This is a genomic window from Mesorhizobium sp. M1D.F.Ca.ET.043.01.1.1 (assembly GCF_003952385.1).
Lineage (GTDB): Bacteria > Pseudomonadota > Alphaproteobacteria > Rhizobiales > Rhizobiaceae > Mesorhizobium.
Genome location: NZ_CP034444.1, coordinates 4,085,064 through 4,108,986, shown reverse-complemented (window position 1 = coordinate 4,108,986; position 23,923 = coordinate 4,085,064). Strand labels below are relative to the sequence as shown.

The 23,923-nt window shown below is 59.5% G+C and carries 16 protein-coding genes and 3 pseudogenes; 8 read left to right on the top strand and 11 right to left on the bottom strand.

Annotated features, from left to right (window positions below; genetic code table 11):
- The first annotated feature begins 128 nt into the window (after positions 1 to 128).
- From bioB to EJ067_RS19900, 6 genes are all read left to right on the top strand, one after another.
- Positions 129 to 1,097, top strand: coding sequence for a biotin synthase BioB (gene bioB, locus EJ067_RS19925; RefSeq protein ID WP_245454882.1), 969 nt, complete (start codon positions 129 to 131; stop codon positions 1,095 to 1,097).
- Positions 1,094 to 2,233 carry an 8-amino-7-oxononanoate synthase gene (locus EJ067_RS19920; protein ID WP_024505572.1) on the top strand — a complete coding sequence of 380 codons (1,140 nt, stop codon included), beginning with the start codon at positions 1,094 to 1,096 and terminating at the stop codon, positions 2,231 to 2,233. The genes bioB and EJ067_RS19920 overlap by 4 nt, the downstream gene beginning before the upstream one ends.
- A complete protein-coding gene (bioD, locus tag EJ067_RS19915; protein ID WP_063169254.1) occupies positions 2,230 to 2,865 on the top strand; it encodes a dethiobiotin synthase in 636 nt (211 codons plus the stop codon). The genes EJ067_RS19920 and bioD overlap by 4 nt, the downstream gene beginning before the upstream one ends.
- A complete protein-coding gene (locus EJ067_RS19910) occupies positions 2,865 to 4,130 on the top strand; it encodes an adenosylmethionine--8-amino-7-oxononanoate transaminase (protein ID WP_126080683.1) in 1,266 nt (421 codons plus the stop codon). Before bioD ends, EJ067_RS19910 begins: the two co-directional genes overlap by 1 nt.
- On the top strand, positions 4,127 to 5,110 hold the full coding sequence (locus EJ067_RS19905; protein ID WP_126063924.1) for a beta-ketoacyl-ACP synthase III: 984 nt from the start codon (positions 4,127 to 4,129) through the stop codon (positions 5,108 to 5,110). The genes EJ067_RS19910 and EJ067_RS19905 overlap by 4 nt, the downstream gene beginning before the upstream one ends.
- Before the next feature lie 173 nt (positions 5,111 to 5,283).
- Positions 5,284 to 6,927, top strand: a complete 1,644-nt coding sequence (locus tag EJ067_RS19900) for an MFS transporter (protein ID WP_126063923.1) — start codon at positions 5,284 to 5,286, stop codon at positions 6,925 to 6,927.
- 234 nt (positions 6,928 to 7,161) lie between these two features.
- On the opposite strand, the pseudogene hemN reads toward EJ067_RS19900, so the two are convergent.
- A pseudogene (gene hemN / locus EJ067_RS19895) lies at positions 7,162 to 8,487 on the bottom strand (oxygen-independent coproporphyrinogen III oxidase).
- Between the two features lie 470 nt (positions 8,488 to 8,957).
- Positions 8,958 to 9,314 (bottom strand): hypothetical protein, encoded by a 357-nt coding sequence (locus EJ067_RS19890; RefSeq protein WP_024505577.1) that lies wholly within the window; start codon positions 9,312 to 9,314, stop codon positions 8,958 to 8,960.
- Positions 9,315 to 9,996: 682 nt separating this feature from the next.
- On the opposite strand from EJ067_RS19890, the gene EJ067_RS19885 reads away from it, so the two are divergent.
- On the top strand, positions 9,997 to 11,136 hold the full coding sequence (locus tag EJ067_RS19885) for a porin (RefSeq protein ID WP_126063922.1): 1,140 nt from the start codon (positions 9,997 to 9,999) through the stop codon (positions 11,134 to 11,136).
- 482 nt (positions 11,137 to 11,618) lie between these two features.
- On the opposite strand, the gene EJ067_RS19880 is transcribed toward EJ067_RS19885, so the two are convergent.
- The 9 genes and pseudogenes from EJ067_RS19880 to glyA form a co-directional block, all read right to left on the bottom strand.
- Positions 11,619 to 13,490 (bottom strand): acyltransferase family protein, encoded by a 1,872-nt coding sequence (locus EJ067_RS19880; protein WP_126080682.1) that lies wholly within the window; start codon positions 13,488 to 13,490, stop codon positions 11,619 to 11,621.
- Between the two features lie 83 nt (positions 13,491 to 13,573).
- Positions 13,574 to 14,134, bottom strand: coding sequence for a CpaD family pilus assembly lipoprotein (locus tag EJ067_RS19875; RefSeq protein ID WP_063169261.1), 561 nt, complete (start codon positions 14,132 to 14,134; stop codon positions 13,574 to 13,576).
- A 12-nt stretch (positions 14,135 to 14,146) separates the two neighbouring features.
- Positions 14,147 to 15,568 carry a type II and III secretion system protein family protein gene (locus EJ067_RS19870; protein WP_050580548.1) on the bottom strand — a complete coding sequence of 474 codons (1,422 nt, stop codon included), beginning with the start codon at positions 15,566 to 15,568 and terminating at the stop codon, positions 14,147 to 14,149.
- A gap of 71 nt (positions 15,569 to 15,639) precedes the next feature.
- Positions 15,640 to 16,326, bottom strand: coding sequence for a response regulator transcription factor (locus tag EJ067_RS19865; protein ID WP_024505585.1), 687 nt, complete (start codon positions 16,324 to 16,326; stop codon positions 15,640 to 15,642).
- An 812-nt stretch (positions 16,327 to 17,138) separates the two neighbouring features.
- Positions 17,139 to 17,307: pseudogene (locus EJ067_RS35490) on the bottom strand (transposase); the annotation flags it as partial.
- A 714-nt stretch (positions 17,308 to 18,021) separates the two neighbouring features.
- Positions 18,022 to 19,056 carry an L-threonine 3-dehydrogenase gene (tdh, locus tag EJ067_RS19855; protein WP_126063920.1) on the bottom strand — a complete coding sequence of 345 codons (1,035 nt, stop codon included), beginning with the start codon at positions 19,054 to 19,056 and terminating at the stop codon, positions 18,022 to 18,024.
- A gap of 65 nt (positions 19,057 to 19,121) precedes the next feature.
- Complete coding sequence (locus EJ067_RS19850) at positions 19,122 to 20,135, bottom strand: adenosine kinase (RefSeq protein ID WP_126063919.1); 1,014 nt, start codon at positions 20,133 to 20,135, stop codon at positions 19,122 to 19,124.
- A gap of 100 nt (positions 20,136 to 20,235) precedes the next feature.
- On the bottom strand, positions 20,236 to 21,411 hold the full coding sequence (metK, locus tag EJ067_RS19845; RefSeq protein WP_063169265.1) for a methionine adenosyltransferase: 1,176 nt from the start codon (positions 21,409 to 21,411) through the stop codon (positions 20,236 to 20,238).
- A gap of 57 nt (positions 21,412 to 21,468) precedes the next feature.
- Positions 21,469 to 22,789: pseudogene (gene glyA / locus EJ067_RS19840) on the bottom strand (serine hydroxymethyltransferase).
- A gap of 100 nt (positions 22,790 to 22,889) precedes the next feature.
- Between glyA and EJ067_RS34670 the strand changes: the two are divergent.
- Complete coding sequence (locus EJ067_RS34670; protein WP_024505365.1) at positions 22,890 to 23,090, top strand: hypothetical protein; 201 nt, start codon at positions 22,890 to 22,892, stop codon at positions 23,088 to 23,090.
- Positions 23,091 to 23,923: the final 833 nt, after the last annotated feature.

Below are 23,923 nucleotides of genomic sequence, written 5' to 3'. Positions count from 1 at the left end.
GCTGGAAAGACGTGCCGCAGCTCGCCTTTAGCGAGTGCGCCCCAAAGCCAAGAAGGCGTACCGGACTAGCAAACAAAGGTTTGACGATGACGATTGGAATGAACTCGGAGTTCGACGTGAACCAGACCATGCAATCGGTCGATGGAACGCCTCCGCGATGGAACCGCAAAGAGGCCGAGGCCATCTACGGCATGCCATTCAACGATCTGCTGTTCCTAGCTCAGACGATCCACCGCCAGAACTTCGATCGAAACCGAGTGCAGCTGTCGCGGCTCCTTAGCATCAAGACCGGCGGGTGCCCCGAAGATTGCGGCTATTGCAGCCAGTCTGCGCATTACGAAACCGGTGTGAAGGCGTCGAAGCTGGTGGACGTCAAGCATGTCATCGACGAAGCGGCCATGGCGCGTGATGGCGGCGCAACGCGCTATTGCATGGGCGCGGCGTGGCGAAGTCCCAAGGAGCGCGACATGGAGGTTGTGGTCGCCATGATTGAGGGCGTCAAGGCCCTCGGCATGGAGACCTGCATGACGCTCGGCATGCTCGATCTTGAGCAAGCTGCTCGCCTGAAGCAGGCCGGTCTCGACTACTATAACCACAACATCGATACCTCTGAGCGCTACTATGGCGAGGTTATTTCAACCAGGACTTTTGCCGACCGGCTGGAAACGCTTGGGCACGTGCGCGCGGTTGGGATGAAAGTCTGCTGCGGCGGCATTGTCGGGATGGGAGAAGAAAAGACCGATCGCATCGACATGCTGGTCACGCTCGCGAACCTGCCCGAGCCGCCGGAAAGCGTGCCGATCAACATGCTTATTCCCATCGAAGGCACGCCGCTTGCCGCGGCCGACGCCATCGATCCGATCGATTTCGTCCGCATCGTTGCGCTCGCGCGGGTGATGATGCCGAAATCCTATGTAAGGCTGTCCGCCGGCAGGACGGCGATGAGCGACGAAACGCAGGCGCTGTGCTTCTTTGCCGGGGCCAATTCGATCTTTGTCGGCGACACGCTGCTGACGGCGGGAAATCCCGGCGAGGACAAGGATACCCTTCTGTTCCGGCGCCTCGGCATTGAGCCTATGGAACTCGCCACGCAATGAAGGAGGCAATTCTTGCCCGCTATGACGCAACCTTGCGGGGACTGGGGCGCAAGGACCGGTTGCGGACGCTCGCACCGCGCGCCGGGCTCGACTTCTCGTCGAACGACTATATCGGACTTGCCGCCTCCAAAAGACTGGGCGATGCGGTTTCGACGGCGATTGCGCGGGGCACGCCAGTGGGCGCCACCGGATCGCGGCTGTTGCGCGGCAATGCACCGGAACATGAGCAACTGGAGGCGGACGCAGCGGCATTTTTCGGAGCCGAGCGTGCACTGTTCTTCGGCAGCGGCTATATCGCCAACTTCGCTCTGCTGACGGCCCTGCCGCAGAAAGGCGACCTGCTGGTCCTCGACGAGCTCGCTCATGCCAGCATGCATGAGGGTGCCCAGGCCGGGCGCGCTGAGTTCAAGCTGGCCGCGCACAACGACGTCGACGCTGTCGAGGACGCAATCACCCGCTGGCGCGCCGAAGGCGGCATGGGGCGGGTGTGGATCGCCTTCGAAAGCCTTTACAGCATGGATGGCGACCGTGCGCCGATGGAGAGCCTGGTCGCGCTGGCTGATCGGTACCAGGCATTCATCGTCGTCGATGAAGCGCATGCCACCGGCGTCTGGGGACCGGACGGCCGGGGACTGGCCGCCGCGTATGAAGGCCGCGACAACATCGTCACGCTCCACACATGCGGCAAGGCGCTTGGCGCATCCGGCGCGCTCGTTACCGGACCGCGAACACTGTGCGACTATCTTATCAACCGGTGCCGGCCATTCATCTATGCGACCGCACCATCGCCGCTGATGGCAGTCGCGGCACGTGAGGCGCTGACTATTCTGTCTGACGAGCCTATGCGTCGTGCTCAGTTGCACGAGCGTGTCGCTTTCGCGAGCCGGCAATTGGCCGAACGCTGCGGCGTGATGCCCAGCGGTTCGCAGATCCAGCCGCTTGTGATCGGCGATAACAGCCGCACCATGGCGGTGGCGGCAGGACTGCAGGCACGCGGCTTCGACATACGCGGCATTCGCCCGCCGACAGTGCCTGAGGGTACGTCGCGCCTGCGCATTTCGCTGACTCTCAACGTCGACGAAGCCGACATTTCCGCCATGGTCGAGGCTCTCGTCGGAGTGTTGGCCACAGCATGACCAAACGCATCGTCGTCACCGGAACAGACACTGGAATTGGCAAGACAGTGTTTTCGGCCGGACTTGCCGGGCTGCTCGACGGCTTCTACTGGAAGCCGGTGCAATCGGGCCTCAACGAGGAGACCGACAGCGAGGTCGTCGCCCGGCTTTCCGGCTTGCCCGACGGACGCGTGCTGCCCGAAGTCTATCGACTGACGATGCCGCTGTCGCCGCATCGATCAGCCGAAATCGACGGCGTCGCGATCGAGGCCGACGATCTTTCATTTCCGGTCCTGCCGACACCGCTCGTCATCGAAGGCGCCGGCGGGCTGATGGTGCCGCTCAATCGACAGACAAGGTTCATTGACATATTCGAACAATGGCGGCTGCCGGTCATACTGTGCGCCCGCACCGCGCTTGGCACCATCAATCATACGCTGTTGTCGATCGAGGCCCTGAGAGCCCGCTCCATCCCGCTCATCGGCATTGCCTTCATTGGCGAAGAGGTGGCCGATACACAAAGGACAATCGTGGAATTCGGCGGCGTGCCGCAGCTGGGCAGGCTGCCGCACCTCGGTCCGCTGACGGGTGAAACGTTGAGAGATGCAATGATTTCCGGCTTCGACCTGGCCATGATTGCCGGAGGCGACTGATGGCGGAGTCTCGAGTCTGGCATCCGTTCACGCAGCACGCGCTAGAGCCCTCGGTCCCTGAAATCGTGCTGACTGAAGGCGCCTATCTCCACAAGGCCGACGGCTTCCGCATCCTCGATGCGATTTCTTCCTGGTGGGTCGTCACCCATGGCCATCGCCACCCCCGCATCATGAAGGCCATCGAGACGACCGCGTCGAGCCTCGACCAGATCATCTTCGCGGGCTTCACCCACGAGCCGGCCGAACGGCTGGCCGAGGCGCTTATCGGCATCGCACCCGCCGGCCTCGACCGGGTGTTCTATTCCGACAGTGGCTCCACCTCAGTCGAAGTCGCGCTGAAGATGGCGCTCGGCTATTTCCGCAACATCGGCGCGCCGCGTTCGCGCATCGCCGTCATGGAGCACAGCTATCATGGCGACACGATCGGGGCGATGAGCGTCGGCGCCCGCGGCGTCTTCAACGCCGCCTATGATCCTTTGCTGTTCGAGGTCGACGCCATCCCCTTCCCGGCCGCCGGGCGCGAGCAGGAAACGCTGGATCGGTTCGAGGCCGTTAGCCGCGACCGGCGCGCAGCCGCGCTGATCGTCGAGCCGCTGGTGCTTGGCGCCGGCGGCATGCTGATGTATCCGGCCTGGGTTCTTGCCGAATTGAAGAGGATCGCCGAAGCCTCCGGCACGCTGCTGATCGCCGATGAAGTGATGACCGGCTGGGGGCGCACCGGAACCATGTTTGCCTGCGAACAGGCGTCCGTCTCGCCCGACATCTTGTGCACCTCGAAAGGTCTGACCGGTGGTACCATCCCGCTGGCCGCCACGATCGCCACCGATGCCATCTTCCACGCTCACTTTTCGGAGGATCGCAAGAAGACGTTTTTCCATTCGAGCTCCTACACCGCCAATCCGATCGCCTGCGCGGCAGCACTTGCCAATGTCGAGATCTGGCGTGACGAGCCGGTGGCCGAGCGGATCGCGGTCTTGAGCGCGAGGCAGGCCGCCGGGCTGCAACGCTTCCGGGTCAATCCATATTTCACCGACTGCCGGACAACCGGCACCATCGCGGCACTCGACCTACGCACCGGCTCAGCCGGTTATCTGGCCGAGATCGGGCCAAAACTGCGCGCTTTTTTCCTTGAGCGGGGGCTACTTGTGCGCCCGCTCGGCAATGTCCTCTATCTTCTACCGCCCTATTGCATCACCAGCGACGAATTGGGCGGGCTCTATGACGCGATAGAGGAGGCCGGCGAACGCTTCGGCTCGCGGCCATGAACCTATCGTCGCGCGTTCTCGGCTTCGGCCATCATGCGCCGGCGCGCAAGGTCGAGAACCCGGAAATCGAAGACCGGCTCGGGCTTGAGCCCGGCTGGATCGAGCGGCGCACCGGAATTCGCTCGCGCTTCTGGGCAACAGACGAAGACACGCTGTCGGGCCTTGCCGCCTCTGCCGGCGACATGGCGCTGACCAATGCCGGTATCGACCGCGGCGACGTCGGTCTACTCTTGCTCGCCACGTCGACGCCCGATCACCTTCTGCCGCCAAGCGCGCCGCTGGTCGCACATCGGCTGGGGCTAGGCCGCGCCGGAGCGATCGACCTGACCGGCGCCTGCGCCGGCTTCATCTATGCGCTGATGTTCGCCGACGGGTTCACCCGCCTGCACGGCAAAGCGAGCCTTGTCATCGCCGCCAACATCCTCAGCCACCGCATCAATTTGGCCGAGCGCGCCAGCGCCGTGCTGTTTGCCGATGCCGCCGGCGCCATGGTGATCAGTCCTTGCGATGACCCGGATCGAGGCATTCTCGGCGCTTCGGTGGATTCCGACGGCTCGCGCTACGGGCTAATCCAGATTCCCGCCGGGGGAAGCAACACTCCGTTCCATGCCGACCTCGACCTCGCGCAGACACGGATGACGATCACTGACGGCCGTGAAGTATTCAGCAAGGCCGTGGAGATGATGACCGCCTGCTCGAGAGATGCGCTCACTGCTGCCCGACTGAGGCCGCAAGACCTCGATCGTTTCGTGCCGCATCAGGCCAATGCGCGCATTTTCGACGCGGTCGGCAGGAACCTCGGCATCGCTGATCACTCGATCGTCAAGACGATCGCCGAATATGGCAACTCTTCCGCCGCGACGATCCCGCTCTCATTGTCGCTGGCCCATCGGGCGCAGCCGTTTCGGCCTGGCGAGAAAGTCCTCTTGGCGGCAGCGGGTGCGGGTCTCAGCGGCGGCGCGCTTGTGGTGGGAATTTAGCAAAGCAATGCTTGCGCACAGGACTGCTCATGAATGAGACTATGAGAATGGCTCAATACGTAAATAGTCGCCGGCAAGCTCCATAGAGCTGGGTTCCGTGCGGTGCTCCGCGATGTCTAAGTATCGACCCGCTTGCTCAAATCGCAGCGCTCATCGAAGGCCAGCAATACCTCATGCAGAGCGAAAATCCTCAACCGCCCGTTTCAAAGACGCTCGCCCCATTTCGAAACAAGGTGTTTCGCTCAATTTGGGCGGCCACCCAGATTTCCAGCCTCGGTTGGCTAGTGCAAACGGTCGCCATCAGTTGGCTTATGGCAACGATTTCAGCGTCCGACCTCATGGTGGCACTCGTCCAGGCCGCATCCACATTGCCGGTGTTCTTCCTCTCAGTTTTCGCCGGAGCCATTGCCGACAACTTCAGCCGCCGGTGGGTGATGTTTGCGGGACACTGCCTGATAGCATCGGCGTCGACGACGCTGATGATTTCTGTGGGTCTGGGATTTGTCAGTCCTTGGCTGATTCTCGGGTTAGGTTTCCTGGCCGGCTGCGGCTTTGCCTTGAATGATCCGGCTTGGCACGCTTCGGTCGGCGATATCCTTCACAAACGCGACATTCCGGCCGCAGTGACGCTTATGTCCGTCGGATACAACATTGTGCGCAGCGTTGGTCCGGCCTTGGGGGGCGTGATCCTGGCCGTCTTTGGGCCGCTGGCCGCTTTCGCCTTGGCTGCGGTGAGTGATCTGGCGCCCATAAGCGCGATATGGCGCACCAAATGGGAGGTCCGCTCTTCGCCTCTCCCTCGTGAGAGAATGACGACGGCAATTCATGACGGAGTGCGCTTTACTGCGATGTCTTTGGAGATCAGGGCAGCGACCGCCCGAGCCGCTCTTTTCGGATTGGCAAGCATCTCCATTCTGGCGTTGCTCCCCCTCGTCGTCCGGGATCAGTTGAAGAGTGGGCCAATTGTCTACGGTATCTTATTGGCCGGCTTCGGCATGGGTGCTTTCATCGCGGGCATGGGCAACGGCTTCTTGAGGAAGGTCACGTCTCAAAACAGGCTGGTGGCCTTCGCCTCTGTGGCTTGTGCAGTCTGTTGCCTCTCCCTTGCCCTTACATCGTCGATTCCTGTGGCGGCCATTTCGCTGGCGCTCGGCGGAGCGGGTTGGCTTATCACCTGGACGGGCATTGACGTGTCGGTGCAGTTGGCAAGCCCAAGGTGGGTTGTAGGCCGCACGCTCTCCATTTACTACGCCTTGAGCGCAGGCGGTATGGCTGCTGGCAGCTGGATCTGGGGTTCTGTCGCGCAAAACTATTCCTTGACCTTAGCATTGGAGGGCGCCGCAGGCGCTCTGTTGCTGGTTGCAGCAGCGGGGATCGTGTTGCCGGTCCGTCCCTGGGAAGAAACCGATCAAGAAAGTTCAGTTTTTCATCCGCCGGACGTGGCTCTCGATCTGAAACCCAGAAGTGGCCCTATCGTGGCCAAGGTCGAGTATTTGATATCGGAGGAAAATATCGAGGCCTTTCTGGGCTCCATGCGCACGCGGCGACACGTCCAGAGCCGTGCCGGTGCACGAAACTGGACGCTCCAGCGAAATCTGCAAACACCGTCACTTTGGACGGAGACATTCCGCACCCCCACCTGGATGGACTTTCTCCGCCTAAATCATCGACTCACCGCAGCAGATAAGGAAGTCGCCCAGCATCTCCTGTCACTGCATGAAGGAGAGGTGCCTCCGCAGACAGTGCTTTCGATTGAACGGACGACCGAGGCAATTCGTACCCGTACCTCGACAATCTTTTCTCGTCCTCCAAGATGACGCCATCAAGCTGCTGTCCAGGGACAGGGTGGATCACCGGTGCTTTGCAGAGCACAGCCTCACACCGAGAGCAGCGTGCTCCGGGTTGTGCGCTTTCGCGCGCACCCAGGCGAGATGATGGTGAACGCGGCGTCAAGTGGAAGTCCCCTGCATACGCTTGCGGAGTCTTCTGCGAGAGCCCATGCCGACGAGCGCCAAACAAGGTTTGATGCCTTTCGGCGTCGTGGCCTCAACTCATCGATTCGCGAGAAAAGCATCGAATGCAGCAGCAACGGCGCGAACAACAAAGCGGTGCTCCGGCCGCACGCGGATGAAGCCGTTTTCGACGTCCAGGATCCCCTCCTCAGCCAGCGTCACCAAACTCTCAACTGAATCGAGAAAACGAGCTGGTTCGATTTCGTGGGCGGCACAGATGGTCGGCACGTCGGCCTCCAAATCGCACATCAGTCGCTCGATGATCGCTGCGCGCACCCGGTCATCGTCGGTCAGACGGTGACCCTTTGATGTCGCCAGACGTCCACTTGCGATGTGCCGGGCGTAAGAATCCCGTGTTACTTCGTTCTGAACATACCCCTCGCGGACTCGGCCAATAGCCGACGCGCCTAAGCCGATCACGTTTTGCAAGTATCGGCCGAGTATCCCAGCGAATTACGCCGTAGGCGCGCCCGGTCTTCTGCGCTAGCGCGAGTTCGTCGTCCGGCGGAGCGAAATGATCGAGCCCGATCTCCCGGTAGCCAGCGCCAACCAGTGTCTCGGCGACAGCTGCAGCCTGTTCGGCGCGAAGATCGCCGTCCGGTAGACCTGCCTGCTCGATAGGCGCTGGTTCTTTATCACGGAAGGAATATGCGCGTATCCGAACACCGCAAGCCGGTTGGGGCGCATGGCGACCGCAGCCATCGCGGTCTGGATGCAGGACTGCACAGTCTGTTTCGGTAGACCGAAGATGAGGTCGAAGTTGATATGGCCAACGCCATGCCGGCGGAGATTTTGGACTGCAGCGGCCGTCTGCACCTTACTCTGGATCCGATTGATCGCCTTTGCACATCGGGATCAAAGCTCTGCACGCCGATGCTCGCGCGGTTGACACCGTTAGCTGCCAAGGCTTCGGCCATTTCCGGTGTGAACGTTCGGGGATCGATCTCCACGGTGATCGCAGCAGTTTTGCTGAAAGCGAAGTGGCGGCGTAGAAATTCCATCAGCGCCAAGTGCTCGGCTGGCCCGATAAGGTGAGGCGTTCCGCGCCGAAATGCACATCGCTCACCGGCAGCCCTTGCCGCACTTGCTCCGACACCAAACTGATCTCCTGACGCAGCACCGCTAAATAATTAAGGATCGGGCCGTTGCGACGGATGACCGCGGTAGGGAAGCCGCAATACCAGCACATGGATCGGCAAAACGGAATGTGGAAATAGAGCGACACCGATTCGTCGGCCGGGAGGCCCCCAGCCATTCCTCATAATCGTCAGCACCAACTGCCGCAGAGAAGTCTGGCACAGTCGGATAGATGGTATACCAAGGCGGCCGGGGGTCCCGGTACTTTGTCAGGATTGAGGTGTGCAAGGAGCTGTCATCCCACGTCGCTGATCCATCATTCTTTCGTTGCGCGCTCGTCCTGGTCTCTGACCTAAGTCAGTGCGTCCCGCTTATGTCGCAGTCTCGTTTGGACAGGATGGGGTCAACCACGCCGGGGAGCGCGCGTGCCATGGTTGCGCCTGAGGTGATGGTGCGGTGCCGCATTCAACGTCTGAGTAGTACGTGACGCCAGTGCAGTGTGCTTGAGGCGTCTGCGGAAGAACTTTGCAATGCGAAATTCATGTCCGACGCAACGGACCTGTCAAGCCTCGTTCAGACGCCATCCAGGTCCAGCCAGCGGCCTTCCCTGCCGGCCGAAAAACCATACCGGCTTTAGCCACCGAGACGCTCTAAAGCTGACGTCGGCTCATTTGATGAAAGGAGGACGCCGCTAGGGGGTGCACAAGGTTCCCCGGCTTGACGTCGCTTCGAGCGAAGAGCGGCGGTGTGGCTTGTCGTCAAGCGCCGGGCAGCGTGCCCCCTACCGATATCCCGAAAAGATCGACCAAGATGGCCATGCCGACGCCACACGCGGTCTGGATGAGGCCGACCATGAAAATGCGATTGGCGCGTTCGTAGATGGGGCGCCGCAAGGAACTCATGTCGAGCAGCATGGACAGCGCTCTCATCTGCAGTGCGATGCCGAGCAGGATCGGCACTACGGCGAACAGATCGTAGAGTTGCCATGGCAAGGGGTTCGCGGCCCAATGAGTGAGGAAGCCGAGCGAAAAGGCAAGCAGGATACCCACGGCAGTGATTGTGCCGTTGCGGAAAATGGTCTCGATCGGTTCTTCCTTCGGATCGTGCTCGTCCAAGCGGCTTCCTTTCGTTGCTCTTTCCGTCGAGACTAAGTTCTCGAGAATGCTGTTCATCGCCAATTACTCGAGGCGAGCCGTAGGCAGCCGTTTCAGGGTGCGCTCCCTCTCGCTTCCGGCCGCGCAATGTACCTGCACGGCGAACTTACAGCGGCGAAAAGGTGCTGCGGCCACCATGCGACGCCTCGGACGCGCACGCCCTCTGTTCCTGGCGCAGCCCTTGCGGAGCGTACGCGCAGTGATCCTTCTCGGTAGCGCATGGCGCGGCCTCCGTTGCGGTCAGACGGGAAGCCGTCGCTGTTAAACGAGACTGTCACATATCGAACATGGCGAACCGTGTCGCACATTGCTTTTCGCAGTGACCCTCAAAAAAAGTGATTCCAGCGAGACGAAGGCGCGTCGGCCCGATTTTGGTGTCGGCCGCATTTACGCTTCAGGTTGGCATGTCGCTTGCTGCTCTATTTCGGAGAGCTGCAGCGGTCCGACCGGAGTGTTTCACATGTAAACGATAATGAATCTCCTAACAGAAAACACTATTATAAGTACATGTGGCTTTTACGCTGGCTCACCTCTCGTGTCAAGCGCTTTGGCGTCCACATATTGGAGACAACACGCACAAAATTTAGAGGAAAAGCTTGCTCTTTCGCCTCTATCCTTTTTATTCCTTCATGGAGATCTAGACATGTACATCAAGAGTCCTCTTCTCGGCTTAACTGCTCTGATGACCGTTTCCGTCGGTCGAGCAGCTGGCGCCGAGCGGGAACCGGCCGAGTACATCAAGATCTGCGACGTCCTCGGCTCGGGATATTCCTATATTCCCAACACCGAGACCTGCCTGCGCATCGGCGGCTATGTCCGTTACGATATCGGCCTGGGTGACGTCCGATCGTATGACAGCGCAAGAACCTCGGACGTGAGAACTGGCGAGGACCAAGGCACTTGGCGAAACAGCACACGCTTCACGTTCAAAACTTGGACCGGCCAGCAGACCGAGCTCGGCGCGTTGACGACCTATACCGAAACCCACGTGAATTTTGGCAACAGCGCTAACTCGCATGACAGTCCTCAGAACTATGATTTCAACAGCGGCCTCGCACTGGCTTCTGCCTGGGTCGAGCTGGGAGGCCTGCGAGTTGGCAAGGAGGGGTCGGCCTTCGATACGTTTGTAAGCTACGCTGGCGACGTTCTCGATAGTATGCTCGTTCCGTCGGCCGGCTTCGACACCAACGTGGCTCAGTACCACTTCGACGCCGGCAACGGCATTTCGACTGTGATTTCGCTCGAACAAGGATCGGGCTCAGCCGGTACTATCGACAGCTATATTCCGCACGTTGTCGCCGGCTTGAAATACACGCAAGGCTGGGGCTCGATCACCGGCGTCGCGGCTTATGACAGCAATTACGAAGCTTTTGCCGGCAAGATCCGCGTCGACGTCGCTGTCACAAACCAGCTGTCGCTGTTTGGACTCTTCGGCTACGGTTCCAATGCCAGTCTCAACGAGGACTCAAACGGCGCAATTGCCAATCATGGGCGCGGCTCGTACAAAATCTGGAACGGCCAGTGGGCTTTCTGGGCGGGCGCCACCTACGAGTTTGACGAGAAAACTTCGTTCAACCTTCAGGTCTCGGGTGATCAGCTCAAGGATGCTGGTGTGGCTGCAAACGTCGCCTACATGGTCGTTCCCGGCTTCACGGTCACAGCCGAGGTCGATTACGACCACTACGGCAACTCTGGCCTCGGCCCTGCCGAGCCTACCGCCGTCAAGGGCACGAGCAAGCCGAACAGCGTCGGCGGCATTCTCCGCTTACAAGGCTCATTTTGAAATCTCTCCAGTCGCGAGCATGGCAAAGGCACTTGCCTCGACAACGCACGCATGGAGAGCTTCGTTCGCCATCTTGAAGTCTGCATCGACCGTCCACGGCCCATCGTACCAACTAGAAACTGAAAGTTATGAGCCCTGTGTACTACACCTAGCCCTTGACCTGCCCGATGAACCGGCCAGGGGCCGTCAGTTCAAATTCGGGGCCGCTTAGAGGGCAGTGTGAGGCCGTGTTAGGTAAGCGCCACTGCAATGTCGAGGCCGCGACACGCCTGTCGCTTTGGACGGCTGGAATTGCCCTTCGCGGCGCCATTCATTCTCTCAACATTTACGTGATAATGCACGCTGAGTCCGAGCCGCGTGGCAGCACCCATCCTAGGTCACTATCGGGGGGCCTTAAACCTGAACAGCTCCATCGTCGCGGCTGCTGCGGAAGCAGGAGCTATCACTGGGACCCGTACTGGTGCTTGTCAGCCGCTGAGCCGCTACTTCGTCTTAGGAAGAGCATTGTCCTTGCCAAAAGCCGGCCAGTATTTCGAGATTGCCAGTGTGGCGCCGGCTGAAGAGAAATGACCATAGTCGAAATATAAAAACTCTCCTCTATCGGAATAGGCGCAGCGTCCTGCGCTGCACAGGAATTTCAGCGGATCGATGAATGTGGCGCCTTTGGTAAATGAGCGCACACGTTCGTTGATGTCGGGGTCCATCGCGATCGGCCAGGACGTATCGTCCAGATTTTGGCGCTTGGCGAAGAACGCAATTTTCCGGACGTCAGTTGGGAACTGCGGAGACTGGCCGATGACAAACACGCGCACGCCCAGGGCACGAAGCGTAGCGATTGTTTGCTGAAGACCGTCGAAACCTCTGACCTCATAGTCACTCCATCTACCGCTGAGGATAACCGTCTTGATGTCCGCTTCCAAGATGACGTCCAAGGCCTTGCGATTGAACCGGACACAATCAAGACGATCGTAAGGGTAGTAATAGAGTATCGGCGCGCAGCTGGCGTACGTATATTCAACGATGTTCGCCTGCAATCGATTTATGTTAGCACCCAAGCCGGAAACATAGTGCGCGGCGAAGGAGTCGCCCCACAAAAAAACCGTTGTTGGAAAACCGCTGGTGCGCGTGCAATCCTCCATATTCCAGCTTTCGATCCGGCTGGTGCCCTCGTTGAAACAGATGCCATTCCTCCAGTCCCCGACGGAAATGCGCCGCTGGACATAGTCCGGAAACCGTTGCGGAAAGCCATTGCCGAGCGCCCCCGCCGCTCCGCCGGCACAAAGGACAACGATCGCGAGCGCTGAAAAGGCGAAGATAGGCCCCGGGGAGGTGAAGGCCCTCTTCTGTCGAAACGGCTGCTCTACAAACTTCCAGGAGAATGCAGCCAATGCGAGGCTTGCCACCAACATCGCACCGGTCATCAACGGATCGAGTTTTTGGAACGAAAGATAGTGCGCGAACGCATTGAGAGGCCAGTGAACAAGATACAACGAATACGAGATGAGCCCAATCCAGACCAGCGGCCGGACTTCGAGCATGCGGGTGGCGACCGTCGAGGGGGTATTTTGGCCAACATAGATCAGAAGGGCCGTTCCGATGCATGGATACAAGGCGTTGTAGCCTGGGAACGGATCACTCGCCGAAATCGCGAAGAACCCGATGGCGAGAAGGCCAAATCCGGCCACCCCCACCGACTCCATCAGGAATCGGTTGCCCAGCGGCGAGGGGCATTTGAGCATGAGCAGGGCGCCCAACATGAGTTCCCAGATTCGGGTCGGCAGCAGATAGAATCCGGCGGTGGGTGCCAGCGATGTCGCCATCACCGCCACTACGAAGCTGCAGAGAATTATCGGAAGAAGTGTCGTCAGCCAGCGCTTCCCGATGTAGCGATAGATTAGGAACATCAGGATTGGTGCGAAGATGTAGTACTGCTCCGCTACGGAAAGCGGCCAAGTGTGCAACAGTGGTAGAAGCGCGGCATCGATAGAGAAGTAACTTGACGTTTTCCAGAAGAAAACGTTCGACCAGAAGGTCGAGGTAGCTATGATGCTAAGACTGAATCCGCGCAGATCCGGTGGCAGAAGAATGAACAATGCTGCAATGCAGGTGAGAAGCATCACAAAGACGAGCGCCGGCAGAATGCGCCGGGCACGGCGCCAGTAGAAGTTGACGATGGAAAATTGGCCGCGTTCAAGGTCATCCAGGAGGCTTCCGCTGGTTAGGTAGCCGGAGATGACGAAGAAGATATCGACCCCGCTAAAGCCACCCGGGATCGCCGAAATTCCGAAATGAAAGAGTACGACCGGAAGTACAGCAACGGCCCTAAGGCCCTCGATATAGCGCCTATATTGCATCCAGCGGTTCCTTTTATTTTAGATCAGGACGCGATTGGAAGCTTTCAATCTCCGGTAGGAGTGCTGCCGAGATAAGGGCGGTATCAGCCACCTTTATCCGTCCCGAATGTTCTGTAAGTTGCAACTGGTACAGAAGCACGATCGCCATCGCCGGCCTTGACGGCCTGATTGTCGAGCAGATCGCGCGGATCGTTGACCATCACGGCCAGGTTATGTCCTGTCGAACAACCAAGCGGCTGTTTGAAGGATTCTTCATTGGGTAAGGCACCATATGAGGGACAGACCGGCGGACGGGCGTGATAGACAATCGCCTCAATTCGCACTGAGCCGGCGTCGTGTTGATCGCGCAATTGAATGTTGTCTTCTTCGATTGCCAACTGCCTGGCCTGATGGGCTACCCCTGCGCTGAGCTGGGGCGAACCGCTGATGAGGAGGTGGATGGCATCGAACCGGCCGCGACTGGCCTTGTCTAGGAAAACACGCAAACGCTGCCGTTCGGAAGCGCGCAGGCTTTGCAACGTCAGGACGGTGGTCTCCTCTCGGACAAGCATTGGTGCCGATGGTTCGACATCAACTGGCGTAGTGCTTGTGCAGCCACTTACGCTTGGTGCCAGAGCGACAAAGAGGATTATAAAACGCAACATCTTTGGATGACACTATTCGATGATGAAGCCGAGACCGCCCTGGGCGCTTGGCGCGCCCGCACGGATAGCAGCGCGGTCTCGCGGGGGACTTGTCACGGAATTCGTCGGAGCGCCCCCTCCGTTCAAAGCCGGTGCCGCCCGCTCGGTCGGTGCGCTCATCTGGTTTGGGTTGGAGCCTGGTCTTACAATGTAAGGCGTAACTAGAATGACCAGTTCTGACTCCTCTTTTTGAAACGAGGTCGAGCGAAAAAGCGGTCCCAGGATCGGCAGTTCTCCGAGCCAGGGAAAGGCCCTGACATCATTGTTGACGTTCCGCCTGATTAGACCGCCGATTGCGAAGCTCTGGCCGCTGGCGAGTTCGACGACCGTATCGGCTCGGCGCGTGGAAACTGCCGGCACGGAAATTCCGTTGATTTGCACGGCACCTTGCGTCGACAGTTCACTGACTTCGGGCGTTACGTGAATGTTGATTTGATTGTTGCTGAGAACTGTCGGCACAAATTCCAGACTGACGCCGAAGTGACGGAATTCAACCGATACCTGCCTGTTTTCCTGCAGGACAGGAATGGGAAATTCGCCGCCCGCGAGAAAGCTGGCCTTTTCACCCGACATAGCGGTGAGGTTCGGCTCAGCCAGGACGGAAGCTATATGCTCCTTGGCGAGCGCGTCGAGAACCGCGCTGACGTTGACGGCACCGTTGTCGAATCCGATTTCTGCTGTACCGCCACCCTGGGTTGAACCAGACCCAGCGCTTGCAGCGCTTCCGCTTAGAACGCCCACTTTGAAATTGCCGATTTGACCGAAGGCGGACAAGTTGACGCCGAGTGACTTCATGGCGCTGCGTGAGACTTCGGCTACGCGCACGCTGAGGTTAACTTGCAGGGATCCAGCGACCTTGATGTTGTTGACGACTTGCGCTCCGTCGCCCAGATATTGCTCAGTGACTCTTTTTGCGGTGTCGGCGACCTCTGCGTCGGGCGCCGTCCCGCTAAGGATTGCGCCGCGCGGCGTATAGTTGACGCGGATGGGATAGTCGCCGACCTGCTCCCGCAACATGGCGCGTAAATCCCCGATCGGTTGCGTGACAACGATACGCAATTCGGCGAGAGGCTCGCCATTGCCATCCAAGGCGAATAGGCTGGTCCGCCCCGATTTCTTGCCAAAGACGAAGATTGTTTTGCTCGATGGCGCCTGAAAATCCGCGATCGTGGGGTCAGCAACAAAGATGGTCGTGGCTGGCGCGGGCAGATGAACGGTCTCCCCGAGCGAAGAGGAAAGGGTCAGCGTGGCGTTGATGCTATTCGAAGCCGCATGCGGCGGGCCTTTGTCCTGCTTGTTTTGCGCCGCGACACCAAGTGGGAAAGTCACAATAAGCGCGCAGAGGAGATGGCCCAGGTAACGGGGAACTGCAGGTCTTGTAACCTTGTTGGCGATCGCCCGCCAATTGAGCGCATGGCAAGGATGTTGAAGGATCAGCAAAATAGATCTTCTTTCGATTCGACAAACTATGCGGACGAGGCGTCAGTCAATTCTAGGATGTAACCAATGCCTCGGATGGTCTTGATCCGTGGCGTTGCACCTGATCTGGTCAGATGTCCCCGTAAACGATAAATTCCGACTTCAAGCGCGTTGGCAGACACGTCGTCGTTGAATGAATAGAGGTGATCTTCCAATTGCGCACGGGGCACGATGCGGCCTGCCCGGTTAAGCAGGTGCTCTAGAATACAGAGTTCGCGACGTGCGATCATCATTGGGTGCCCATCAACGAAAACCTGGCGGGCGACCGGATCAAAGTCGAGATTGCCAAATACGAGCCTCAGGTCGGTCATCTGTGTCGCCCGGCGCAGAATGGCTCTCATTCTGGCAATAAGCTCATCGGTAGAGATGGGTTTGAGCAGAAAGTCGTCCGCACCACCGTTGAAGATCGCAATTCGCTTATCGAGATCGTTAAGGCTGCTCATAATGACGGCAGGAACTGAATGCCCGTGGGTCCTCAACTGCCTCAGCCAACCCAAGCCATCGCCATCTGGCAGAGCCAATTCCAGCAGGAGAATTTCATAGCTGGCGCAAGAAAATGCACTCGAAGCCAGTTCCAGAGTACCAACGACATCAACGACGAAGCCGCCATCCCCGAGCGCAAGTCGCATGGCGCGCGCAAGATCCGCATGATGATCCACGAGCAGCGTTCGCATTTCATCTCCTCTCGAAGAGGGACGGCCCATCGAACGCGTCACCGGCGGCCATCTGATCGGAGCACACGGCGCGCAACTCGTCGCAGCTCTCGGAACTGGTCCGAGTCGGAGGGACATGCAAGTCGCTCGGTGGCAATAGGCGCGGGTGAGGACCAACTGACGGGCTCAAATACGCCGGTCGGCGAACCCACGAGGCCAGCAACCCGCGTGCGATTTCTCGTTGCATCATCTCTCCTACGTGCAGCCCCTGCGCTCGCAAGGCAGCGTCGCGGCTCAGAGCCCGATTCCCACAGAGGGTAGGGTTAGCTTTCGAGAAACTGATTGAACAAATCGATTATTTGGATCGAATGCATCCACGGTATGGATGCAGCGCACCATCTTCAACGACTGCGGCGTCCTGATGCACTGTTGTGTCTGTCGTGCTCTGCTTTTTTCGCTGTCCTTCAAGGCTGGCGAGCCTGGTGGAACCTGCGCGTCATTGGCTTGGTAGCTTGAATGCTCAACAACGGAGCGCCCTGCGCAAAGCCGCTCTCATTTCCAAAAAGCCTTGCAATCTGGTTGGAGCACTTCGCGCTCGACACCAAAATAGGCGAGGAAAACTGACGTCTGACAGGGATGTACATGCAACAGCCGATTTGCGGCACCAGCAAACGACCGCGTTCAGGCTGAAGATCGACGACCAACGGCTCCTCGATTTCCGCACCGACCGCTTTTACAAGCTCTTCCTGTGCGGGCGGATGCCGGCAAACAGCAGCACAGGGTCAGCGAAACCGGGAGCGGGCCTGCTTGATCGCCATGATCACATTGCCGCTGTCGCGCGTGCGGAGCGGAATGCAATCGGTCCAGCCGGCGGCAATCCGGTCAGCACCATCGTCTGCACGAAGCTCCCTGACGAAGACGTGCCCGAATGCGCTCAACAAAGCCGGGCGGCGGATCTTTCCAATCGCCGAAGGTGCGGGCTGGCACCGAGCGGCGAACTGCGAACTCATTCCTGCCCGGCGGCGCTGGCCGCCGCGAGCGTCGATGCGGACCCAGCCGCTCCGAATCCTCCCACAACACGATGAGCGCGTCGCGGACATCGCTGCCGTAACAGCGGCTGCGGCTCTTGCCCGCAGACGGCCTCTGCTCACGACGGTTCATAAGACGGATCGCGCGCTTGCGAATAATAGCCGGTTACCGCCTCGAACTCATCCAGAATGCGCCGCTTGTCAACGCCGCAATAAAGCTCCACGATCGCCGCTTCACCGTGTCGCCATGCTGAGCCGCGCCATCCTTCCCCCGAACCGGAATGGCACGACCTGTCCATCCCCTTTGGAACAGGACACTATTGGTAACATTTTGCTTGAGGCAATGCGGCTCGTTGCCTTCCTTTTCGCTGACCGGAAGGGTACCGGAAGTCGTCTATCGCATTTTACCCGCTGAAAGCGGCAACACCTCGACCTCAATCGCAGATCATAGGAAATAGACGATCGCGTCGGGGCCTCAGCATCGGTTCACCGGGTTTCCGTCATCGACTGAAGCGAATTGCCCCATCGACCGTCACCGGGTGGGCCGCGATACGTCGCCGTGTATGATTAGCGAGCGCACGTAGCGGAGCCATAGCTCTCCACCCAGCCATGTTCCCCTAGTTGGAAAATGTCCGGCGGACCAGAGGTGCTGTCGTCAGCTTTTCCTGAATAGCGGCCAAGGCAATCCCTACCAGTCCATCACCACCTTGCCGGAACTGCCGCTCTTCATCGCATCGAAACCGATCTGAAAATCGTCGATGCCGATGCGGTGGGTGATCAGGCCGGAGACATCCAGCGGACCCTGCACAAGCGCGATCATCTTGTACCAGGTTTCGAACATCTCGCGGCCGTAGATGCCTTTGAGATGCAGCATCTTGAAGATGACCTTGTTCCAGTCGATCTCGAAGCCGGTCGGCGCGATGCCCAGAATGGCGATCTTGCCGCCATTGTTCATGGTGTCGATCATGTCGCGGAAAGCGGGGGCGGCGCCTGACATTTCGAGCCCGACGTCGAACCCCTCGGTCATGCCGAGCACCGGCATGACGTCGCGCAGCTTCTCCTTCGAGGCGTCGACGACATGCTGGACGCCGAGTTTCTTGGCTAGCGCCAGCCGCACCGGGTTGATGTCAGTGATGACCACTTTGCGCGCGCCGACGCATTGGGCGACGAGCGCGCCCATGATGCCGATCGGCCCGGCGCCAGTCACCAGCACGTCCTCGCCGACCAGATCGAAGGACAATGCGGTGTGGACGGCATTGCCCAAGGGATCGAAGATCGCGGCAATCTCATCGGGCACATCGTCGGGGATCGGCACGACATTGTGCTGCGGGATCGCCAGATACTCGCCGAAGGCGCCTGGACGGTTGACGCCGACGCCGAGTGTGTTGCGGCACAGATGCCCTCGCCCGGCGCGACAGTTGCGGCAATGGCCGCAGACGATGTGGCCTTCGCCCAATACACGCTGGCCGACCTTGTATTCGGTGACCGCTGCGCCGAAATCGGCAACGGTGCCGACGAATTCATGGCCCGTCACCATCGGCACCGGCACCGTCTTCTGCGCCCACTGGTCCCAATTGTAGATGTGCACGTCGGTGCCGCAGATCGCCGTCTTCTTGATCTTGATCAGCACGTCGTTGGGGCCGATTTCCGGCACCGGCACCTCTTCCATCCAGATGCCCGGTTCGGCCTTGGCCTTCACAAGCGCCTTCATCATGTTCGACATCAGGATTTCCCTATTCCGTGATTGCGCTTCTGGCGAGATAGCCTGCACAACGGGAAGGTAGGCCACTAACTCGTTTGAACGTCCGGAATGGTCAGCCCCGCCTGCTCGGCCTCGCGGCGCAAATTCTGACGGGGCCTGGGGCCGATCTGCTGGATCACCAATCCGGCTGCCAGTGAGCCAAGGTCGCCGCAAGTCTGCAGGTCGCGGCCTTGCGTGTAGCCATGCAGGAAGCCGGCGGCATAGAGATCGCCGGCGCCCGTCGTGTCGACCAGTTCCTTGATGGCGGTCGCCTTGATCACCACGGTCTCGTCGCCGCGCACGATCACCGAGCCTTTTTCCGAGCGGGTGACGGCGGCGATCCGGCAATCCTTGCGGATCTGGGCCAGCGCCTCGTCGAACGACGATGTCTGGTAGAGCGACTTGATCTCGTGGCTGTTGGCAAAGACGATGTCGACCGTGCCCGAGCGCATCAGGTCGAGGAATTCGTCGCGGTAGCGGTCGACGCAGAACGAATCCGATAGCGTCATCGACACTTCTCGGCCTGCCGCGTGCGCCAGCTTCGCCGTCTGGCGGATTGCCTCCTTGGCGCGCGGCGGGTCCCACAGATAGCCTTCGAAATAGGTGACCTTGGCGCCGGACGCCTTGTCGGCTTCGACATCCTCAGGGCCAAGCTCGACGCAGGCGCCGAGATAGGTGTTCATCGAGCGCTCGCCGTCGGGCGTGACGAAGATCATCGAGCGCGCCGTCGGCGGCTCACCCTTGAGCGGCGTGGTGCCGAAGGCGACGCCCTGCGCATGGATGTCGTGGGCGTAGATTTCGCCCAGCGCATCGTTGGAGACCTTGCCGAAGAAGGCCGCGCGGCCGCCAAAGCTGGCGACGCCGGCCGCCGTGTTGCCGGCGCTGCCGCCGGACGCTTCGATCGCCGGACCCATGCGGCTGTAGAGCAGTTCGGCGCGTTGTGTGTCGATGAGGTTCATCGCGCCCTTGATGATGCCGTTGGTCTCGAGGAATTCCTCGTCGCACTGGGCGATGATGTCGACAATGGCATTGCCGATGCAAAGCACGTCATAATCCGGCATCAAAATCTCCGCCAAAACCCGAGCCGGCTTCTTGCCACGCCGGCCGGGCGTGGTCTCGCGAGTTGAAATGGGTTGCCGCATGCGCTTGATCCAGCCGCCCTCACGCAGCTGCCGGTCCGGCTTCACGCAGCAAATCGTCAGCTTTGTCCGTCTTCTCCCAAGTGAACTCAGGCTCTTCACGCCCGAAGTGTCCGTATGTCGCCGTCTTGCGGTATATCGGCCGTAAGAGATCAAGCATCTTGATGATGCCTTTCGGTCGGAGATTGAAAACCTCGAGAACAAGGCGCTCGATCCTTTTTTCCTCGATCCTTGCGGTTCCGAAGGTATTGACCATGACAGAAACCGGACTGGCCACGCCGATCGCGTAGGCAAGCTGAACCTCGCAGACCTCTGCAAGGCCGCTGGCAACGATGTTCTTCGCGACATACCGGGCGGCATAGGCCGCCGAGCGGTCAACCTTGGATGGGTCCTTGCCCGAAAAGGCACCGCCGCCGTGACGCCCGGTCCCACCGTAGGAATCGACGATGATCTTCCGTCCTGTGAGGCCGCAGTCGCCGGCAGGCCCACCGACCACGAACCGCCCTGTTGGGTTGACCAGAAATCTGATCCCCGAAGTATCCAGGTGGGCCGGCAGGACCGGTTTTATGATCTCCTCAATGACGCCTTCGCGGACCGTGGCTTGTGAGACCGCTTCGTCATGCTGCGTTGACAGGACTATGGTATCCAGCGCCACCGGGCGGAGCCCTTCGTAGCGTACCGACACTTGAGATTTCACGTCCGGACGCAGCCAGCCAAGCTGTCCCGCTTTCCGGACCTCGGCCTGTCTTTTCGTCAAATGGTGAGCGAGTTGGATCGGCAGGGGCATCAATGTATCCGTCTCGTTGCATGCGAATCCAAACATGATGCCCTGATCCCCTGCCCCTTGCCCGAGATCCTGCCCTCGTCCTTCATCAACGCCCTGGCTTATGTCGGGCGACTGCTCGGTGAGGGCCAGAACGACGGCGCAACGTCGACCATCAAAGCCAATCGCATCATCGTCGTAGCCAATATCGAGTATCGTATCGCGGGCGACTTGGCTGTAATCGATGTGGGCATGGCTGGTGATCTCGCCAGCCACAACGACCATCCCCGTCTTCACCAACACTTCACAGGCGACGCGCGCCTTCGGATCGGTGCGCAGGACCGCATCGAGAATGGCATCGGAGATGTTGTCTGCCATCTTGTCGGGGTGTCCCGCGCCGACGGATTCGGAAGAGAACACGAACTGCCTGGTCATAAAAATGCCCTCGCTTCAAGTGCTGGAGTTAGTGAGGAGTTTCTGGATTGGGGTGGCTTATCGGTCGCGGATGCCGGGAACATCGAACGCAGTGCAGAAGTCGGCAACGTCTCTTCGTACGCTCGCATGAACTTCCTGGTCATCGGGCTGGCGGCAGACCGAGTCGATGAAAGCGGCGATCTGCACCATCTCCGTTTCGCGCATGCCCATGGACGTCACCGCTGGTGTCCCTAAGCGGATGCCGCTTGTCAGCGCCGGATGCCGCCGGTCGCCCGGGACCATATTGAAATTCGCAATGATGCCTGCACGCGATAAGCGCTCCGCATAGGCTTTGCCTGACAGCGGCCGGTCCCGAAGATCAAGGATCAGCATGTGATTGTCAGTGCCCCCAGTGACGAGTTCATAACCTCGCTCCAGAAGCGCCTGGGCCAGAGCCTTGGCGTTGTGGACGATCTGCTGACCGTAGACACGAAAGGACGAGTTCGCTGCTTCCTGCAAAGCGACGGCAAGCGCGGCGATAGTATTCATATGCGGTCCGCCTTGCAGAAGAGGGAACACGGCGCAGATTGTGTTTGCTCTTCGGATGATGGAGGGGCTGATAACGGTCTTCATTCCTTGATAAAATGAAGCCACCCCGGGGACCGCGGATCGACTTGTGAGAGGTGCTGGTGACCACATCGCAATGGGACACGGGGTTCGGATGCACTCCTGCGACAACCAGGCCGCAGATGTGGGCGATGTCAGCCACCAGATACGAGTTCACCTCCGAAGCAATTTCGGCCATTGCCGCGTAGTCAAAAATACGCGGATAAGCAGTTCCGCCGACCCAAATTAGCTTCGGGCGTTCCCGCTTGGCGGTCTCGCGCAAGTGGTCATAGTCAATTTGCTGTGTCTTTTCGTGCAGCCTGTACGGGACGCGCTGATAATCGCTGCCGGAAAAATTGACGGACCAACCGTGAGTCAGATGGCCGCCTTCGGGTAAAGGCAAGCCCATGACTTTGTCACGGGGGCTCAAAAGCGCGCGATAGACAGCCTGGTTGGCTGGCGAGCCTGAATAAGGCTGGACGTTCGCGTGTTCACTGCCAAATAGCGCTTTCAGGCGCTCGATCGCGAGGGTCTCAAGCTCATCGACGATCTCGTTTCCGGCGTAGTAGCGCGCACCGGGGTATCCCTCGGCATACTTGTTGGTGAAAATCGACCCGGTCGCTTCCAACACCGCCGAGGAGGCAAAGTTCTCGGAGGCGATCAGTTTGAGAGTTGTCCGCTCCTGACGCTCCTGTCTTAGAAGCAGTTCGTGAACGCGGGAGTCGACGGCGGCTAAGTGAGGCCGCCCGTAAGTGTCGGGCTGCGCGATGGCGCCGCCGGCGGAGTTATCCATGGTAGTCGCGCTCCATTTGGACTGATCTATTTCACGATCAAGCAGGCGGTCCCTTCAACCGCGCGTCTTGTATTGCTTCCAGGCGTTGTAGGTCTCTTTTATGATGGCCATCATCGTGGGGCAGGAGATCGACCACCAATTGAGCCAGCCCGCCATCCTTGCCTCCTGCTTGCATATGGTACGAAGACTGCGGACGTTGTTCGTTGCAGCAAAGAAAGTTGGCTCTGCCCAGCCGCCGAACGTGGCGTCGAACCTGCTCGCGAGGCAGACTGGTAATATCGGCCAGCTCGCCGACGGTTAGATCCGCATGCGCGCAAAGGCCCAGGATTCGAAGGCGATCAAGATGCGCTGCCGTCCTTAGGCGATTTACCAGTGTCAACATTGGTTGGCATCAACCCGGACGGGATGCAGCAAGCCGCTAGCCCTTCTATCCCCATCAATCCGCATGAGACCTCTCTCGTCATTTGCTGTAAATCCGCTGGTATGGATGCTAATGGAAGATGGATCACAGTCCTTTCTACGACTAAGACGCCAGATATTGGGGCTAATGTACCACCTGACAGGAGACTACACTCACGAACATTATGTGAATTTTTTTTAACGTTGCTGAGAATCAAGGGTGAGGTTTGGCGAATGTCTCGCCGTCGACTGTCGAATCCTGCCCGACGGGATTATGGGGTGCGTAGCCTGCTTGTCCTTTCCACATGACCAGCGACGATGGGGCGGAGGCGGCAGACATAGCTCTGGAGCATGCTGCGGTATCTTTGGCCTGAAGCCGAGGAAGGCGGACCGTGGCTTCCGCGCCGCTGCCGGGAGCCCGCGAACAGGCCAAGTTGATCAGCCGGGTGTTGCCGTCATAGAGCGTGAGACCCAAAGCTGGCCAGCCGCGCCCTGAGGCTGACGCACCGCTCAGCGTCCACCTTGCTCTCGAAGCCCATCGGCATAGCGCCGATAACGACTTGACCGCGTGCGTGTCGACGAGCGATCGGTGAGCGCAAGGATCGAGGGTGCAGTGCAGGATAATGCTGTTTTAAATCAGCGCTGTTTTCAGCCGACTGCCTTGAGCGTGGGCACAAGGATATAGGCCCAAGGCAGGAGATCATCGTCTGCTGTTCGGGAGGCCGCCCTGGGCGC

What these genes read in the sequence shown, in the direction of transcription:
- bioB (WP_245454882.1), top strand. Translation starts at nt 129, where the DNA reads ATGCAATCGGTCGATGGAACGCCTCCGCGATGGAACCGCAAAGAGGCC.
- EJ067_RS19920 (WP_024505572.1), top strand. Translation starts at nt 1,094, where the DNA reads ATGAAGGAGGCAATTCTTGCCCGCTATGACGCAACCTTGCGGGGACTG.
- bioD (WP_063169254.1), top strand. Translation starts at nt 2,230, where the DNA reads ATGACCAAACGCATCGTCGTCACCGGAACAGACACTGGAATTGGCAAG.
- EJ067_RS19910 (WP_126080683.1), top strand. Translation starts at nt 2,865, where the DNA reads ATGGCGGAGTCTCGAGTCTGGCATCCGTTCACGCAGCACGCGCTAGAG.
- EJ067_RS19905 (WP_126063924.1), top strand. Translation starts at nt 4,127, where the DNA reads ATGAACCTATCGTCGCGCGTTCTCGGCTTCGGCCATCATGCGCCGGCG.
- EJ067_RS19900 (WP_126063923.1), top strand. Translation starts at nt 5,284, where the DNA reads ATGCAGAGCGAAAATCCTCAACCGCCCGTTTCAAAGACGCTCGCCCCA.
- EJ067_RS19885 (WP_126063922.1), top strand. Translation starts at nt 9,997, where the DNA reads ATGTACATCAAGAGTCCTCTTCTCGGCTTAACTGCTCTGATGACCGTT.
- EJ067_RS19880 (WP_126080682.1), bottom strand. Translation starts at nt 13,490, where the DNA reads ATGCAATATAGGCGCTATATCGAGGGCCTTAGGGCCGTTGCTGTACTT.
- EJ067_RS19875 (WP_063169261.1), bottom strand. Translation starts at nt 14,134, where the DNA reads ATGTTGCGTTTTATAATCCTCTTTGTCGCTCTGGCACCAAGCGTAAGT.
- EJ067_RS19865 (WP_024505585.1), bottom strand. Translation starts at nt 16,326, where the DNA reads ATGCGAACGCTGCTCGTGGATCATCATGCGGATCTTGCGCGCGCCATG.
- tdh (WP_126063920.1), bottom strand. Translation starts at nt 19,056, where the DNA reads ATGTCGAACATGATGAAGGCGCTTGTGAAGGCCAAGGCCGAACCGGGC.
- EJ067_RS19850 (WP_126063919.1), bottom strand. Translation starts at nt 20,135, where the DNA reads ATGCCGGATTATGACGTGCTTTGCATCGGCAATGCCATTGTCGACATC.
- metK (WP_063169265.1), bottom strand. Translation starts at nt 21,411, where the DNA reads ATGACCAGGCAGTTCGTGTTCTCTTCCGAATCCGTCGGCGCGGGACAC.
- EJ067_RS34670 (WP_024505365.1), top strand. Translation starts at nt 22,890, where the DNA reads ATGATGGCCATCATCGTGGGGCAGGAGATCGACCACCAATTGAGCCAG.